Origin of the sequence: Streptomyces sp. CB02058 (assembly GCF_001905505.1) — a bacterium.
In the GTDB taxonomy this organism is placed as follows: Bacteria; Actinomycetota; Actinomycetes; order Streptomycetales; family Streptomycetaceae; genus Streptomyces.
The window spans coordinates 1,016,351-1,031,877 of record NZ_LIPG01000002.1 but is presented as its reverse complement, the minus strand read 5'-3'; the positions used below and the strand labels follow the sequence as shown (position 1 = coordinate 1,031,877).

13 protein-coding genes are annotated in these 15,527 nt (G+C 70.1%); 4 read left to right on the top strand and 9 right to left on the bottom strand.

What is annotated here, in order from left to right:
- Nucleotides 1-50: 50 nt before the first annotated feature.
- Genes AMK10_RS11875 through ctaC form a run of 3 tightly spaced genes read right to left on the bottom strand, consistent with a single transcriptional unit; the run spans nucleotide 51 to nucleotide 3,147 of the window.
- Entirely contained in the window at nucleotides 51-449 is a 399-nt protein-coding gene (locus AMK10_RS11875; RefSeq protein ID WP_073747638.1) for a cytochrome c oxidase subunit 4, read from the bottom strand.
- On the bottom strand, nucleotides 446-2,182 hold the full coding sequence (ctaD, locus tag AMK10_RS11870; RefSeq protein ID WP_073747637.1) for an aa3-type cytochrome oxidase subunit I: 1,737 nt from the start codon (nucleotides 2,180-2,182) through the stop codon (nucleotides 446-448). Before ctaD ends, AMK10_RS11875 begins: the two co-directional genes overlap by 4 nt.
- A complete protein-coding gene (gene ctaC / locus AMK10_RS11865; protein ID WP_073747636.1) occupies nucleotides 2,179-3,147 on the bottom strand; it encodes an aa3-type cytochrome oxidase subunit II in 969 nt (322 codons plus the stop codon). The genes ctaD and ctaC overlap by 4 nt, the downstream gene beginning before the upstream one ends.
- A gap of 272 nt (nucleotides 3,148-3,419) precedes the next feature.
- Here ctaC and AMK10_RS11860 point away from each other — a divergent pair, with 272 nt between their 5' ends.
- A complete protein-coding gene (locus AMK10_RS11860) occupies nucleotides 3,420-4,802 on the top strand; it encodes a cysteine desulfurase/sulfurtransferase TusA family protein (protein WP_073747635.1) in 1,383 nt (460 codons plus the stop codon).
- A 16-nt stretch (nucleotides 4,803-4,818) separates the two neighbouring features.
- On the opposite strand, the gene AMK10_RS11855 is transcribed toward AMK10_RS11860, so the two are convergent.
- Nucleotides 4,819-5,793, bottom strand: a complete 975-nt coding sequence (locus AMK10_RS11855; RefSeq protein WP_073747634.1) for a carbohydrate kinase family protein — start codon at nucleotides 5,791-5,793, stop codon at nucleotides 4,819-4,821.
- 160 nt (nucleotides 5,794-5,953) lie between these two features.
- Here AMK10_RS11855 and AMK10_RS11850 point away from each other — a divergent pair, with 160 nt between their 5' ends.
- Both AMK10_RS11850 and AMK10_RS11845 read left to right on the top strand, forming a co-directional pair.
- Entirely contained in the window at nucleotides 5,954-6,151 is a 198-nt protein-coding gene (locus AMK10_RS11850; RefSeq protein WP_073747633.1) for a hypothetical protein, read from the top strand.
- A 121-nt stretch (nucleotides 6,152-6,272) separates the two neighbouring features.
- Nucleotides 6,273-7,721: a hypothetical protein gene (locus tag AMK10_RS11845; protein WP_073747632.1), complete on the top strand. Its 1,449-nt coding sequence runs from the start codon at nucleotides 6,273-6,275 to the stop codon at nucleotides 7,719-7,721.
- Nucleotides 7,722-7,862: 141 nt separating this feature from the next.
- Here the strand turns inward: AMK10_RS11845 and AMK10_RS11840 are convergent, their stop codons facing one another.
- Nucleotides 7,863-8,219 carry an iron-sulfur cluster assembly accessory protein gene (locus AMK10_RS11840; RefSeq protein WP_018103583.1) on the bottom strand — a complete coding sequence of 119 codons (357 nt, stop codon included), beginning with the start codon at nucleotides 8,217-8,219 and terminating at the stop codon, nucleotides 7,863-7,865.
- Nucleotides 8,220-8,440: 221 nt separating this feature from the next.
- Between AMK10_RS11840 and nadA the strand changes: the two genes are divergently transcribed.
- A complete protein-coding gene (gene nadA, locus AMK10_RS11835) occupies nucleotides 8,441-9,628 on the top strand; it encodes a quinolinate synthase NadA (protein ID WP_073747631.1) in 1,188 nt (395 codons plus the stop codon).
- Nucleotides 9,629-9,772: 144 nt separating this feature from the next.
- On the opposite strand, the gene AMK10_RS11830 is transcribed toward nadA, so the two are convergent.
- From AMK10_RS11830 to pspAA, 4 genes are all read right to left on the bottom strand, one after another.
- A complete protein-coding gene (locus tag AMK10_RS11830; protein WP_073747630.1) occupies nucleotides 9,773-12,928 on the bottom strand; it encodes an efflux RND transporter permease subunit in 3,156 nt (1,051 codons plus the stop codon).
- 213 nt (nucleotides 12,929-13,141) lie between these two features.
- Entirely contained in the window at nucleotides 13,142-13,831 is a 690-nt protein-coding gene (locus AMK10_RS11825) for a response regulator (RefSeq protein ID WP_073747629.1), read from the bottom strand.
- Nucleotides 13,828-15,096 carry a sensor histidine kinase gene (locus AMK10_RS11820; RefSeq protein WP_107428419.1) on the bottom strand — a complete coding sequence of 423 codons (1,269 nt, stop codon included), beginning with the start codon at nucleotides 15,094-15,096 and terminating at the stop codon, nucleotides 13,828-13,830. Before AMK10_RS11820 ends, AMK10_RS11825 begins: the two co-directional genes overlap by 4 nt.
- A 146-nt stretch (nucleotides 15,097-15,242) precedes the next feature.
- Nucleotides 15,243-15,521 carry a PspA-associated protein PspAA gene (gene pspAA / locus AMK10_RS11815; RefSeq protein WP_073747627.1) on the bottom strand — a complete coding sequence of 93 codons (279 nt, stop codon included), beginning with the start codon at nucleotides 15,519-15,521 and terminating at the stop codon, nucleotides 15,243-15,245.
- Nucleotides 15,522-15,527 lie beyond the last annotated feature (6 nt).

Sequence of the window (15,527 nt, the reverse complement as noted above, 5' to 3'; positions counted from 1 at the left end):
GAGCGGACCGGGCCCCCGTACGGGTGCTGTGCGTCCGTGGACGGCGTGTCCTACTGGGTGCGGTTCTCGCCCCGGTAGTACTCGAAGACCCAGCCGAAGAGGCCGATCAGGAGCAGCGGCGCCGAGAAGTAGGCCAGCCACCAGCCGAAGACGACGGCCAGGAAGAGGAACGCTCCACCGATGGCCAGCGAGAGCGGCTGCCAGCTGTGCGGGGAGAAGAAGCCCACCTCGCCGGCCTCGTCCGCGACATCGGCTTCCTTGTTGTCCTGGGCCAGCGCGTCGACCCGGTTGGCCGTGAAGGCCAGGTAGAAGCCGATCATGATGGTCAGCCCGAAGGACAGGACCAGCGCGGTGGTGCCCACCGGCTCCTTGGACCAGACGCCGTAGGTGATGGCCATGGCCAGCATGAAGACGCTGAGCCAGATGAAGAGCTTGCCCTGGATCTTCACTTGCCGTCCTCCTTGCCGCCGACGAGGACCTTGTCACCCTCGGAGAGGTGATCCAGCTGCTCGAGCGCCGCGATCTCCGGGTGGTGCAGGTCGAACGCCGGGGATTCGGAGCGGATGCGCGGCAGGCTGATGAAGTTGTGCCGCGGCGGCGGGCAGGACGTCGCCCATTCGAGCGAACGGCCGTAGCCCCACGGGTCGTCGACCTCGATCTTCTTGCCGTACTTGGCGGTCTTCCAGACGTTGTAGAAGAACGGCAGGATCGACAGACCGAGCACGAACGAGGAGATCGTCGAGATCGTGTTCAGGGCGGTGAAGCCGTCGGCGGCGAGGTAGTCCGCGTAACGACGCGGCATGCCCTCGGCTCCGAGCCAGTGCTGCACCAGGAACGTGCCGTGGAAGCCGATGAACAGCGTCCAGAACGTCACCTTCCCGAGCCGCTCGTCCAGCATCTTGCCGGTGAACTTCGGCCACCAGAAGTGGAAACCGGCGAACATCGCGAAGACCACGGTGCCGAAGACGACGTAGTGGAAGTGCGCGACGACGAAGTACGAGTCGGAGATGTGGAAGTCCAGCGGCGGCGACGCCAGGATCACGCCGGTCAGACCACCGAAGGCGAAGGTGATCAGGAAGCCGACCGACCAGAGCATCGGTGTCTCGAAGGACAACGACCCCTTCCACATCGTGCCGATCCAGTTGAAGAACTTCACACCGGTCGGTACCGCGATGAGGAATGTCATGAAGGAGAAGAACGGCAGCAGCACACCGCCGGTGACGTACATGTGGTGGGCCCACACCGTCACCGAAAGGCCGGCGATGGCAATCGTCGCGCTGATCAGACCGATGTAGCCGAACATCGGCTTGCGGCTGAATACCGGGATGATTTCGGAAATGATTCCGAAGAATGGTAGCGCGATGATGTACACCTCTGGATGGCCGAAGAACCAGAAGAGGTGTTGCCAGAGCAATGCGCCGCCATTGGCCGCGTCGAAGATGTGCGCACCGAATTTACGGTCCGCCTCCAGCGCGAAGAGCGCGGCGGCCAGCACCGGGAAGGCCAGCAGGACCAGGACACCGGTCAGCAGGACGTTCCAGGTGAAGATCGGCATGCGGAACATCGTCATGCCGGGGGCGCGCATGCAGATGATCGTGGTGATGAAGTTGACCGAACCGAGGATCGTGCCGAAGCCGGAGAAGGCCAGACCCATGATCCACATGTCGGCGCCGACGCCCGGCGAGCGGACCGCGTCCGACAGCGGGGAGTAGGCGAACCAGCCGAAGTCGGCCGCGCCCTGCGGGGTGAGGAAGCCGGCCACCGCGATGAGCGAGCCGAAGAGGTACAGCCAGTACGCGAACATGTTCAGCCGCGGGAACGCCACGTCGGGCGCGCCGATCTGCAGCGGCATGATCCAGTTCGCGAATCCGGCGAACAGCGGCGTTGCGAACATCAGCAGCATGATCGTGCCGTGCATCGTGAACGCCTGGTTGAACTGCTCGTTCGACATGATCTGCGTACCCGGACGGGCCAGCTCGGCGCGCATGAAGAGCGCCAGGAGACCGCCGATGCAGAAGAACGCGAACGATGTGACCAGGTACATCGTGCCGATCGTCTTGTGGTCAGTGGTGGTCAGCCACTTGACGACGACACTCCCCGGCTGCTTGCGCCGCACCGGCAGCTCGTCCTCGAACGAGTCGTCTGCTGCCGCGGCACCCTGGGATTCATTGAGGATGCTCACAGTTTGTTCGTCTCCGCATTCCTGGCCGGGTCCGTCTGCTCGATGCCTGCCGGCACGTAGCCCGTCTGACCCTTCTCCGCCAGCTCCTTGAGGTGCTGCTGGTAACGCTCGGGAGAAACGATCTTGACGTTGAAGAGCATCCGGGAGTGGTCGACGCCGCAGAGCTCGGCGCACTTACCCATGTAGGTGCCCTCCTTCGTCGGCGTGACCTCGAAGGAGTTGGTGTGGCCCGGAATGACGTCCTGCTTCATGAGGAACGGCACCACCCAGAAGGAGTGGATGACGTCACGCGAAGTCAGGACGAAGCGGACCTTCTCGCCCTTCGGCAGCCACAGGGTCGGACCCGGGTTGCCGTTCTGCGGGTTGCGCGTACCGGGGACGCCCACGTCGTAGACGCCGCCGGCGCCCTCGGGGAAGTCCTTGCGGTACTTGTCGGGGATGGCGTCGAGCTCCTTGGGGACCTCGTTGCCGGCGGAGGGCTGGCCCTCCACCTTCTCGATGTAGTTGAAGCCCCAGCTCCACTGGTAGCCGACCACGTTGATGGTGTGGGCCGGCTTGGGGCTGAGCTCCAGGAGCTTCGATTCATCGCGCGCGGTGAAGTAGAAGAGCACCGAGACGATGATGAGGGGGACCACTGTGTACAGCGCCTCGATAGGCATGTTGTACCTGGTCTGCTGAGGTACCTCCACCTTGGTCCTGCTACGCCGGTGGAAGATGACGCTCCAGAGGATCAGCCCCCAGACAAGGACACCCGTGGCGAGCGCTGCCGCCCACGAGCCCTGCCAGAGGGAGAGGATCCGAGGGGCCTCTTCCGTTACCGGGGTGGGCATTCCGAGGCGGGGGAAATCCTCCCAGTTGTATGAACAACCGGAGGCCGTCGCCAGGACCAGGCCCGCAGTCAGCACCTGCGGCAGCTTCCGCCGCATCGGGCGCCGCGACGAGCGGTCGGAGCCGTTGGGACTCACGTAGCGCCTTCCCGAGAGTCTCGCCCGCACGGTCGGCGCGCCCGTCTCACTTGGTCGGTCGCCGGCCCTGACGCGGGCAGGGGTTTGGATGTTTATGCGGACCAAACCCTACTGGACGCTATTTGGGGTCGCGCGGGGAGGGTGCCCAACGCGCCGCCCGACACCCCGAAGGGGTGGAATCCGAGCCTCCGGCCGTCATCTGACGCTCCCTCTCCCCGCCCGGTCCGCACTCCCTCGCCGGGCGGCGGGCACCCGCGGGCTAGCGTGGCGGCGTGCCCTACTTCGACGCGGCTTCCTCCGCCCCCCTGCACCCCGTCGCCCGCCAGGCTCTGCTTGCCTCCCTGGACGAGGGCTGGGCCGATCCCGCCCGTCTCTACCGCGAGGGGCGGCGGGCCGCGCTGCTGCTGGACGCGGCCAGGGAGGCCGCGGCGGAGGCGGTCGGCTGCCGGCCGGACGAGCTGGTCTTCACCTCGTCGGGCACCCGCGCGGTGCATTCGGCGATCTCGGGAGCACTTTCCGGCCGTCGGCGTGTCGGCCGCCATCTGGTGCTCTCCGCCGTCGAACACTCCTCGGTCCTCCATTCGGCCGCCGCGCTGGAGGCGGCGGGCGGATCGTTCACCGAGGTGCCGGTGGACCGGGCCGGCGCGGTGGACCCTGCGGCGTACGGCCGGGCCCTGCGCCCGGACACCGCGCTGGCGGCTCTGCAGTCCGCGAACCACGAGGTCGGGACCGAGCAGCCGGTCGCGGAGACGGCCGGGATCTGCGCCGACGCGGGCGTGCCACTGCTGGTGGACGCCGCCCAGTCGCTGGGCTGGGGCCCGGTGCCGGGCCGCTGGTCGCTGCTGACCGCTTCCGCGCACAAGTGGGGCGGACCGGCCGGGGTCGGGCTGCTCGCCGTGCGCAAGGGTGTCCGGTTCGCACCCCAAGGGCCGGTGGACGAGCGGGAGTCGGGGCGGGCCGCCGGCTTCGAGAACATTCCGGCGATCGTGGCGGCGGCGGCCTCGCTGCGCGCCGTACGCGCCGAGGCGGCGGCGGAGGACGTGCGGCTGCGCGCACTGGTGGACCGCGTCCGTACGGCGGTGGCGGGCCTGGTGCCCGATGTGGAGGTGGTCGGCGATCCGGTGCGGCGGCTACCGCATCTGGTCACCTTCTCCTGTCTCTATGTCGACGGAGAGACTCTTCTCCACGAGCTGGACCGCGCCGGATTCTCCGTTTCATCCGGTTCGTCCTGCACGAGCAGCACCCTGACGCCCAGCCATGTCCTCAAGGCGATGGGGGTGCTCACGGAGGGGAACATCCGCGTGTCGCTTCCGGCGGGGACCACGGAGGAGGAGGTCGAGCGCTTCCTCGGTGTGCTGCCGGGCGTGGTGGCCGAGGTGCGGGAGCGGCTCGGCGCACCCGTGGCCGCGGCACCCTCCCCCGCGTCCCGGGAGTCGCTGGTGGTCGACGCGCTGGGCCGGCGCTGCCCGATTCCGGTGATCGAACTCGCAAAGGTGATCGGAGAGGTACCCGTGGGCGGGACGGTGACGGTGCTCGCGGACGATGAGGCCGCCCGGCTCGACATTCCCGCCTGGTGCGCGATGCGCGAACAGGAGTACGTGGGCGAGGAGCCGGCGGACCGCGGCTCGGCCTATGTGGTCCGCCGGCTCCTGTGAGCCCGTGCGTCCGCCGTCAGGACAGGTGCTTGCGGACCTCGGAGGCCGCCTCGTCGCCGTAGGCCTTGGTGAAGCGGTCCATGAAGTGGGTGCGGCGCAGGGTGTACTCCTGGGTGCCCACGGTCTCGATGACCAGGGTGGCGAGCATGCAGCCGACCTGGGCGGCGCGCTCCAGGTCCACGCCCCAGGCGAGGCCGGAGAGGAAACCGGCCCGGAAGGCGTCGCCGACGCCGGTGGGGTCGGCCTTGCGCTCCTCCTCGGCACAGCCGACCTCGATCGGGTCCTGGCCGGCCCGCTCGATGCGGACACCCCGGGCACCGAGGGTGGTGACGCGGTGGCCGACCCGGGAGAGGATCTCCTCCTCGCTCCAGCCGGTCTTGGACTCGATGAGCCCCTTCTCGTACTCGTTGGAGAAGAGGTACGTCGCTCCGTCGAGGAGGATCCGGATCTCGTCGCCGTCCATCCGGGCGATCTGCTGCGAGAAGTCCGCGGCGAACGGGATGCCCCGCGAGCGGCACTCCTCCGTGTGGCGGAGCATCGCCTCGGGGTCGTCGGCGCCGATCGAGACGAGGTCGAGGCCGCCCACGCGGTCGGCGACGCTCTTGAGCTCGATCAGCCGGGCCTCGCTCATCGCGCCCGTGTAGAAGGAGCCGATCTGGTTGTGGTCGGCGTCCGTCGTGCAGACGAAGCGGGCCGTGTGCAGGACCTCGGAGATGCGGACCGAGCCGGTGTCGACGCCGTGCCGGTCGAGCCAGGCGCGGTAGTCGTCGAAGTCGGCCCCCGCGGCACCGACCAGGATCGGCTCCGTGCCGAGCACGCCCATGCCGAAGGCGATGTTGGCGGCGACACCCCCGCGGCGCACGTCGAGGTTGTCGACGAGGAAGGAGAGGGAGACCGTGTGCAGCTGGTCCGCGACCAGCTGGTCGGCGAATCGGCCGGGGAAGGTCATCAGATGGTCGGTAGCGATGGAGCCGGTGACTGCAATGCGCACGGCGGGGATGCTCCTGCGGAAGGCGGAGGGAACGCGCGAGCGCGCCCTCCGGGACGGCGTGACAGTTCACGCTACCCGGTGGCGCCGCCGTACTCGAAAGGGCAAAACTACCCGATAGTAGGTCTTTCTACCTGACCTCCACCGTGCGTACGGTGCGGATATGTCGAACACCATCGTTCCGCGTGAGTCCGAGATGAGCCTGGCCGAGCTGCGCGGGGACTGCGCGCGGATGGCGCCGCACTGGGTCGTACCCGCGAAGGCCGCCGCGAAGCCGGTGGAGCCCTCCCGTATCCACGGGGTCACCGTGCCGCCCTCCTCCGCCCGGCTGGTCGACGCCATGTCCGACTACGGGGACTGAGCCGGGCGGCTCCCCCGCGCACCCGCGGGAACCGCGCGCTCCCCTGCCCCGTCCCAACGGTGTCCCCACCCGGGGACGGACGATGCGGCAGTGACGGCCAGCCAGCCGAAGGAGCGATCCGGTGAGCACCGACCGACCCGAGAACGACGTGACCGGCCCCAGGCGGCGGCGTACACGCATCGCCGTGGCCTCGGTGGCCGCAGCCGTGCTGCTGGCCGGGGGCGGGGCGGCGTACTGGGCCTCGACGGCGTCGGGCGAGGCGGCCCCGGGGCTCCTGCCCGACCCGGGTGCCGGCTCGCCGCCTCCGCTGTCGCTGGACGCCGCGGCGGACGGCGGCCCCTCGGCGCCCTCGCAGGGCATCGCACCCGGCGAGCCCGACCCGCACGGCGGCGGCGTCGTCTACCTCGCCGACGGCAAGCTGCCGGAGGGCCCCGGAACGGCTGCCGTCCACCGGGCGGAGGGCGCGGTGACCGCCGCCGAGGTGGCGCGGCTGGCGGTCGCGCTGGGCGTGGAGGGCACCCCGCGCGCGGAGGGCACCGCCTGGAAGGTGGGCAGCGACGGGGACGGCTCGGGCCCGTTCCTGCGGGTGAACAAGCAGGCGCCTGGGACCTGGACCTTCGCGCGCTACGCCGCCGGCGGCCCGGACGCCTGCGAGTCCCCCGAGACCTGCCGGAAGCAGGGCCCTGCGCCCAGCGGGTCCCCCGTGGACGAGAAGGCCGCGAAGGCCGCGGCGGTTCCGGTGCTCAAGGCGGTGGGGCAGGACGACGCGGCACTCGACGCGCGCCAGCTGATGGGCTCGGTGCGGGTGGTGAACGCCGACCCCGTCGTGGGCGGGCTGCCGACGTACGGCTGGTCGACCGGGATCCAGGTGGGCGCCGACGGCGAGATCGTCGGCGGCAGCGGACAGCTGAAGGCGCTGGAGAAGGGCGAGCGCTATCCGGTGCTGGCCGCACAGGACGCGCTGAAGCAGCTGAACGAGGAGAGCTCACGGGCCGAGAGGACGGGCATCGGCGGCTGCGCGACCCCGGTGCCCCTGGAGAAGGACGGTCCGGCCTCGCCGGAGGCCGGCTGCGGTACGCGGAGTGGCAGCCCGGCGTCCACCACCATGACGGTGGAGAAGGCCGAGTTCGGGCTCGCCGCCCGGTACTCGGACGGGGAGCGGATCCTCGTCCCCTCGTGGCTCTTCTCCGTACGGCCCGAAGGGGGCGGTCCCGCGACCACGGTCACGCGGGTCGCGGTGGATCCGGAGCACCTCGCGCCGGAGGGCACCCGTCCCGCTCCGGAGCCCACGAAGGACCCGGACGCCTCGGGCGCCCCGGTCATCTCGTACAGCGTGGACGGCCGGACGCTGGAGGTGACGTTCTGGGGCGGTGTGTGCAGCACCTACGAGGCCCGTGCGACGGAGAACGGCACGTCGGTCCGGGTCACGGTCGACGAGTCCCGGAAGGATCCCGGGAAGCCCTGCATCCTGGTCGCCGAGGAACTGACCCGGACGGTGACGCTCGACGCGCCGCTGGACGGCCGGACGGTGGTCGACGCGGGGACGGGCCGGACGGTGCCGCGCGCCTGAGGGCCGCACGGTCCGCGCGTACGGAGCCGTCCCGGCCGGCCCGCGAGCCGTGCACGCGGACGGAGAGACTGTGGCGCATACGACAAGCGGCGGCGTTCCCGGAAGACCGGGAACGCCGCCGCTGTCGTGTACGGCGGGGGCTCAGCTGAAGGAGTCACCGCAGGCGCAGGAGCCCGTGGCGTTCGGGTTGTCGATCGTGAAGCCCTGCTTCTCGATGGTGTCCACGAAGTCGACGGAGGCGCCGCCCAGGTACGGAGCGCTCATCCGGTCGGTGACGACCTTGACGCCGTCGAAGTCCTTCACGACGTCCCCGTCGAGCGAGCGCTCGTCGAAGAAGAGCTGGTAACGCAGGCCCGAGCAGCCTCCGGGCTGAACGGCGACGCGCAGCGCGAGGTCGTCCCGGCCCTCCTGCTCCAGCAGGGCCTTGACCTTGGCTGCGGCGGCGTCGGACAGGAGGATGCCGTCGCTCACGGTGGTGGTCTCGTCCGATACGGACATCTGCTTCTCTCCCGGGTTGTACGGACTGCTTGCCGACGGTCCAACCATCGGGGCCGCGGATTCATTCCGGGCCAGGCGCGTGTCTGTTCCCGTTCATGCTCGCACACTGCCCCCGTCGGGGGATGCGTCACATCGACGCTATCGGCATCGTCAAGCTGACATGAAGCGGTTATGATAGATAGCGTCAATTAGACGAAAAGGCTTTTCGCAGAAAAGAAAGGGTGCGTGTCGTGACCACCGCCCAGCCCCTGGATGTCCAGCCGACCCCCCTCGCCCTTCTGCTGCTCGGCCGCGAGGCCGACCCGCGGAGCGAGCGCGGGGTCGAATGCCCCGGCGACCTCCCCTCCCCGTCCGACCCGGACCTGGTCGCGCGGGCCCGCGCCGCGAAGGAGAAGCTCGGGGACAAGGTCTTCGTGCTCGGCCACCACTACCAGCGCGACGAGGTCATCCAGTTCGCGGACGTCACCGGCGACTCCTTCAAGCTCGCCCGGGACGCGGCGGCACGGCCCGAGGCGGAGTACATCGTCTTCTGCGGCGTGCACTTCATGGCGGAGTCCGCGGACATCCTGACCGGCGACGACCAGAAGGTCGTCCTGCCGGACCTGGCCGCGGGCTGCTCGATGGCCGACATGGCCACGGCCGAACAGGTCGCCGAGTGCTGGGACGTGCTGACGGAGGCCGGGGTCGCCGAGCAGGTGGTGCCGGTCTCGTACATGAACTCCTCGGCCGACATCAAGGCGTTCACCGGCAGGCACGGCGGCACGATCTGCACCTCGTCCAACGCGAAGCGGGCGCTGGAGTGGGCCTTCGAGCAGGGCGAGAAGGTCCTCTTCCTGCCGGACCAGCACCTCGGCCGGAACACGGCCGTGCGGGACATGGGGATGACGCTGGAGGACTGCGTCCTCTACAACCCCCACAAGCCGAACGGCGGCCTGACCGCGCAGGAGCTGCGCGACGCGAAGATGATCCTGTGGCGCGGGCACTGCTCGGTGCACGGGCGCTTCTCGGTGGAGTCCGTCAACGACGTGCGGGAGCGGATTCCGGGCGTCAACGTGCTGGTGCACCCGGAGTGCAAGCACGAGGTCGTGGCCGCCGCGGACTACGTGGGCTCGACGGAGTACATCATCAAGGCCCTGGAGGCGGCCCCGGCCGGCTCGAAGTGGGCGATCGGTACGGAGCTGAACCTGGTCCGCCGGCTGGCGAACCGTTTCGCAGCGGAGGACAAGGAGATCGTCTTCCTCGACAAGACGGTCTGCTTCTGCTCGACGATGAACCGGATCGACCTCCCCCACCTGGTGTGGACGCTGGAGTCGCTGGCCGAGGGGAATCTGGTCAACCGGATCCAGGTCGACCCCGAGACGGAGAAGTACGCGAAGCTCGCCCTGGAGCGGATGCTGGCGCTGCCGTAGGCGGTGACGGGGGCTGAGCTCCGGCGGCCGGAGCCCCGCCCTCCGCCTACGCGCGGGGAAGCCCCCGCTTCTCGTACACGTCGTCCACGCACAAGGCCCCCGACGCCATGAACGGCGTCGGGGGCCTTTCTGCGGGACCTGTTGTCAGGCCTTCGCGGGCTCCGGCTCCTCGGAGGTGGCTGCGGCCTCCGTGCCGGAGGACGCCTCGCCGGACTTCGCCTCGCGCTTGGCCGCCTTCTTCTTCGCGCGGCGCTCCTTGCGGAGCTCGACCATCGCGTAGAGCGTCGGCACCAGGAGCAGGGTCAGCAGCGTGGAGGTGATCAGACCGCCGATCACCACGACCGCCAGCGGCTGCGAGATGAAGCCGCCTTCGCCCGTGACCCCGAGGGCCATCGGGAGCAGCGCGAAGATCGTCGCCAGTGCCGTCATGAGGATCGGCCGCAGACGGTGGCGACCGCCCTCGACGACCGCTTCGACGACGCCCATGCCCTGCGACCTGTACTGGTTGATCAGGTCGATGAGCACGATCGCGTTCGTCACCACGATGCCGATCAGCATCAGCATGCCGATCATCGCCGGGACGCCCATCGGGGTGCCCGTGATGACCAGGAGCCCGATGGCACCGGTCGCCGCGAAGGGGATGGAGACCAGCAGGATCAGCGGCTGGATGAGCGACCGGAAGGTGGCCACCAGCAGCATGAAGACGATGGCGATGGCCGCCAGCATGGCCAGGCCCAGCTTCATGAAGGCGTCGTCCTGGTCCTGGGTGACACCGCCGATGGTCGCCGTGGCGCCCTCCGGGAGGTCCAGGGCGTCGATCTTCGTCTGGAGCGAGGTGCTGACCGCGCCGGTGTTGTCACCGGTCGGCTTGGCGGTGATCGTCGCCGCGCGCTGACCGTCGATCCGGGTCATCGAGACCGGGCCGGGGACCAGCTTCACATCGGCGATCTGGCCGAGCGTGACCGGGCCGAGCCGCAGGGCCTTCAGCTCGGCCATCGTGGTGGCCGGTTCGGCCGACTTCACCAGGACGTCACGCTCGGTGTCGTCCATGATCGCCTTGCCGGACGGGGTGCCGCGCACCGCGCCCGCGACCGCCGCGCCGAGCGTGGCCTCGCTGAAGCCGGCGTCGGCCGCCTTGTCGTTGGCCTTGACCGAGATGCGCGGGACGCTCTGGGCCAGGTCGCTCTGGACATCGGTGACGTCGTCCAGCTTCGCGACCTCGGTGCGCACCGCCTCGGACGCCTTCTTCAGGACGTCGGAGTCGGCGGCCTTGACCACGACGCTCAGGTCCTGGCTGCCGAAGCCGTCGCCCGCGGCGATCGTGGTGTCGCCGATACCGTCGAGCTTGCCAAGGGCCTCGTCGATCCGGTCCTGGGTGGCGTCGAAGTCCGCCGAGTCCTTGAGGGTGATCTGGTAGGACGCCTGGTTGGCGCCCGTACCGCCGCCGAAGGCCGCCATGAAGCCGGAGGAGCCGACGGTGACCTGGTAGTCCTCCACGCCCTTGTCGGCGGCGAGGACCTTCTCGACCTTCTGCGCCGCCTCGTCGGCCGCCTCCAGGCTCGTGCCGGGGGTCAGCTCCTGCTTGACGGAGAGGACCTCCTGCTCGCCCTGGTCGAAGAAGTTCGTCTTGAGCAGGGGTGCCATGCCGAAGGTGCCGAACAGGACCACGAAGGCGATGACGATGCTGGTGATGCGGCGCCGGGTCGCGAAGCGCAGCACCGGGACGTAGATCCGCTGGAGCCGGCTGGCGGCTTCCTTCTCCTCGGCCTTGCGGCGCGCCTCGTCGGGGTCGACGTCGGTGCCCTTGGGGGCCCGCAGGAACCAGTACGACAGGACCGGGACCACGGTCAGCGAGACCAGCAGCGAGGCCAGCAGCGCCGCCGTGACGGTGAGGGAGAACGAGCCGAAGAGCTGGCCGACCATGCCTCCGACGAGGCCGATGGGCAGGAAGACCGCGACGGTGGTGAGCGTGGACGAGGTGACCGCGCCCGCCACCTCCTTGACCGCGGTGGTGATCGCCGAGTGGCGCTCCTCGCCGTAGCCGAGGTGCCGCTTGATGTTCTCCAGGACCACGATCGAGTCGTCGACCACCCGGCCGATGGCGATGGTCAGGGCCCCGAGCGTGAGCATGTTGAGCGACAGGTCCCGGGTCCAGAGCACGATCAGCGCGAGGACCACGGAGAGCGGGATCGAGACCGCGGTCACCAGCGTCGAGCGGATGGACGCGAGGAAGACCAGGATCACGACGACCGCGAAGATCAGGCCGAGCGCGCCCTCGGTGGTCAGACCGGAGATCGACTTGGAGACGGCGGGTCCCTGGTCGGAGACGACGGTCAGCTCGGCGCCGGCGCCGAGGTCCTTGCGCAGGTCCGGGAGGATGTCCTGGACGGCGTCCGAGATCGCGACGGCGCTGCCGTCCTGGTCCATCGTGGCCATGACGGCGAGGCTCGGCTTGCCGTTCGTACGCGTGATGGAGGTCGCGGCGGCGGGCTCCTGCGTCACCGTGGCGACGTCACCGACGCGGACCGGCTTTCCGGCCTTGCCCGTCGCCGGGTTCTGCGCGGAGACCTTGAGGTCCTCGATCTGCTCGAGCGAGGTGAAGGCGCCGCCCACCTGGATGGTGCGGCTCTTGCCCGACTCGGAGAAGGAGCCGGCCGGGACGGTGGCGCCCCCGGCCTGGAGGCCCTGGGCGAGCGAGGCGGCGTTCAGACCGGCGGCGGCGAGCTTCTTGTCGTCCGGGACGACGGCGACCTGGAGGTCCTGGACGCCGTCGACCGTGACCTGTCCCACGCCGTCGATGTCCTCGAGCGCCGGGACGACCGTGCGGTCCAGCTGGTCGGCGAGCGCCTGCTGGTCCTTGTCGGAGGTGACGGCGAGGACGACGGTCGGGATGTCGTCCGTCGATCCGGCGATGACCTGCGGGTCCACGTCGTCCGGCAGCTGCACGCGGGCGCGGTTCACGGCCTGCTGGATGTCGGCGACGAGCTGCTTGGTGCCCTCGTCACCGAAATCGAAGGTCGCCATGATGAGGGCGGTGCCCTCGCTGGCGGTCGAGGTGACGCCCTCGACTCCGTCGACCGCCTTGATGGAGTTCTCGAGGGGTTCGACGACCTGCTTCTCGACCACGTCGGGGGACGCACCCTGGTAGGGGGCCAGCACCGACACCATCGGGAGCTCGATGGTGGGCAGGAGCTGCTGCTTGAGCTGCGGGATCGCGATCGCTCCGAAAACGAGCGCGACGATCGAGATCAGCCCGATCAGGGCCCGTTGGGCGAGGCTGAATCTGGACAGCCAGGACATGGGTGGGTCTCTCTTCTGTGGCGTACGCGGCAGGTGGGCGGCTGCTCGGCGGCCACGGGTGGCCGCCGGGGATGGCGCGAGCCGGAACGGTGACCATCGGGGACACAGCCCGCCCACCTATACGTTCGCCGATCCCGTGCGCGAAATCGTCGGCCTGCGGGTGGCTCTCTCATGCCTGGCGTACCGCATCTGGAGTAGCCGGACCTCCACCCGTCAGTCCACCCTGGGGCGCACCAGGCCCGATTCGTAGGCAATGACCACCAATTGGGCCCTGTCCCGCGCGCCCAGCTTCGCCATGGCCCGGTTCACATGGGTCTTCACGGTGAGGGGGCTGACGACGAGCCGGTCGGCGATCTGGTCGTTGGAGTGGCCTCCCGCGACCAGTACGAGCACCTCGCGCTCGCGTCCGGTGAGGGCGTCCAGACGCGCGGAGTACTCCGCGGAGTCCGGGCCCTCCCCCGCACTGCCGCCCTGGGCGAGGAACGTGGCGATGAGTCCCTTGGTGGCCGCCGGGGAGAGCAGCGCCTCGCCGGCCGCGGCGACGCGGATGGCGTTGAGCAGCTCCTCCGGCTCGGCCCCCTTGCCGAGGAAGCCGGAGGCACCCGCGCGCAGCGACTGCACCACGTACTCGTCCACCTCGAAGGTGGTGAGCATGACGATCCGTACGCCCGCGAGGTCCGGGTCCGCGCTGATCGCCCGGGTGGCGGTGAGTCCGTCGGTCCCGGGCATCCGGATGTCCATCAGGACGACGTCGGCGCGGGTCGAGCGGGCCAGTTCCACGGCCTGGGCCCCGTCCGCGGCCTCACCGACGACCTGCATGTCGGGCTCGGAGTCGACCAGCACCCGGAACGCGCTGCGCAGCAGTGCCTGGTCGTCCGCGAGCAGCACCTTGATGGGCGTCATGCGCGTCCCCTCGTCCTCTCCGCCACGCCCGGTCCGTCCGGGGCGAGTGTGCGGGAGGTGACCGGCAGGATCGCATGGACCCTGAACCCGCCTCCGTAACGGGGTCCGGCCGTGAGGGTCCCTCCGAGTGCCGTGACGCGCTCGCGCATGCCGATCAGCCCGTGTCCGCCCCCGTCGGCGGGATCGCACGCGGAATCCGTGCCCCTGCCGTTGTCCAGGACGGTGATCTCGGCCGTGTGCCCGACCCGCACGACGCTCACTTCGGCCTTCGCGTCGGCGCCCGCGTGCTTGCGTACGTTGGTCAGGGCCTCCTGGATGATCCGGTAGGCCGCGAGGTCGGCCGCCGCCGGCAGCGGACTGTCCGGGTCGGTGCAGGCGACCTCGACGGGGAGCCCGGCGTTGCGGAAGGTCTCCACCAGCGCGTCGAGGACGGCGAGGCCGGGAGCGGGTTCGGTGGGCGCCTCCGGGTCGCCGGACTGGCGCAGCAGCCCGACCGTGGCCCGCAGTTCGTTCAGCGCGGAGCGGCTGGCCTCCCGCACATGGGCGAGGGCTTCCTTCGCCTGGTCGGGACGCTTGTCCATGACGTGGGCCGCGACCCCGGCCTGGACGTTGACCAGGGCGATGTGGTGGGCGACGACGTCGTGGAGGTCCCGGGCGATCCGCAGCCGCTCCTCGGCGACCCTGCGGCGGGCCTCCTCGTCGCGGGTGCGCTCCGCGCGTTCCGCGCGTTCCCTGATCGCGTCGACGAACGCCCTCCGGCTGCGCACCGCGTCCCCCGCCGCGCAGGCCAGGCCGCTCCAGGCGAGGACACCGAGGTTCTCCTGGCTGTACCAGGGGCTCGCGCCGACCACCATCGCGGAGCCGGTCAGCACCCCCATGGTCAGCATGCCGACGCGCCAGGTGGTGGGGCGGTCGGTGCTGGAGGCGATGGTGTAGAGCGCTATGACCGCGCTCATCACGACGGGGGCCGGAGGGTCCATCAGGAGGAACTCGGTGGCGGTCAGGAAGCCCGTCACGGCGAGCACCGCCATGGGCCGTCGTCTGCGCAGGACGAGCGCCGCGGCGGCGAGCACCATCAGGAGCACGCTCGACGGTTCGGGGGTGCGGGTGCCGAAGACGGGCGCCCCGTGGCCGGGATTCTGCTCGGCGAGGGACGCGAGGATCATGCAGACGAGCACGGCGGCGGCGAGTCCCGCGTCGAAGGCGAGGGGGTGGCCGCACAGCCAGCCGCGGGCGCGCACGAACCCGGTTCCGAGGGTGGTCACGTCGAGCAACGGTACGGCGTGTCGTCGACGGGCGGGTCCGGGCGGTGTCCGGACCCGGTCACGGAGGTGTGCTCACGGCACGGTGCCCCGCACCGGACGGAACCGGGGCGGGGCACCTTCTGGAGTGCGGAGCGGGACAGGCCTCGTCAGCCGGGGATCAGCCCGTCGTCGCGGAGCATGGAGCGCACCTCTTCGAGCGTGGCGTCGGGTGACGGCAGGATCAGTTCGGACGGCTCCAGGGAGTCGTCGGGGAGCGGAGAGCCCAGCTCGCGCACCTTGTCCAGGAGCGCGTGGAGCGTGGTGCGGAAGCCTGGTCCGTCACCGCTCTCCATCTCCGCGAGGAGGATGTCGTCGAGCTCGTTCAGCTCGGCGACATGGCTGTCGGCCAGGCTGACCTGGCCCTCCCCCATGATCCGTACGATCATGACGCC

What these genes read in the sequence shown, in the direction of transcription:
- AMK10_RS11850 (WP_073747633.1), top strand. Translation starts at nt 5,954, where the DNA reads ATGTCGAACACCATCGTTCCGCGTGAGTCCGAGATGAGCCTGGCCGAG.
- AMK10_RS11840 (WP_018103583.1), bottom strand. Translation starts at nt 8,219, where the DNA reads ATGTCCGTATCGGACGAGACCACCACCGTGAGCGACGGCATCCTCCTG.
- AMK10_RS11830 (WP_073747630.1), bottom strand. Translation starts at nt 12,928, where the DNA reads ATGTCCTGGCTGTCCAGATTCAGCCTCGCCCAACGGGCCCTGATCGGG.
- AMK10_RS11825 (WP_073747629.1), bottom strand. Translation starts at nt 13,831, where the DNA reads ATGACGCCCATCAAGGTGCTGCTCGCGGACGACCAGGCACTGCTGCGC.
- pspAA (WP_073747627.1), bottom strand. Translation starts at nt 15,521, where the DNA reads ATGATCGTACGGATCATGGGGGAGGGCCAGGTCAGCCTGGCCGACAGC.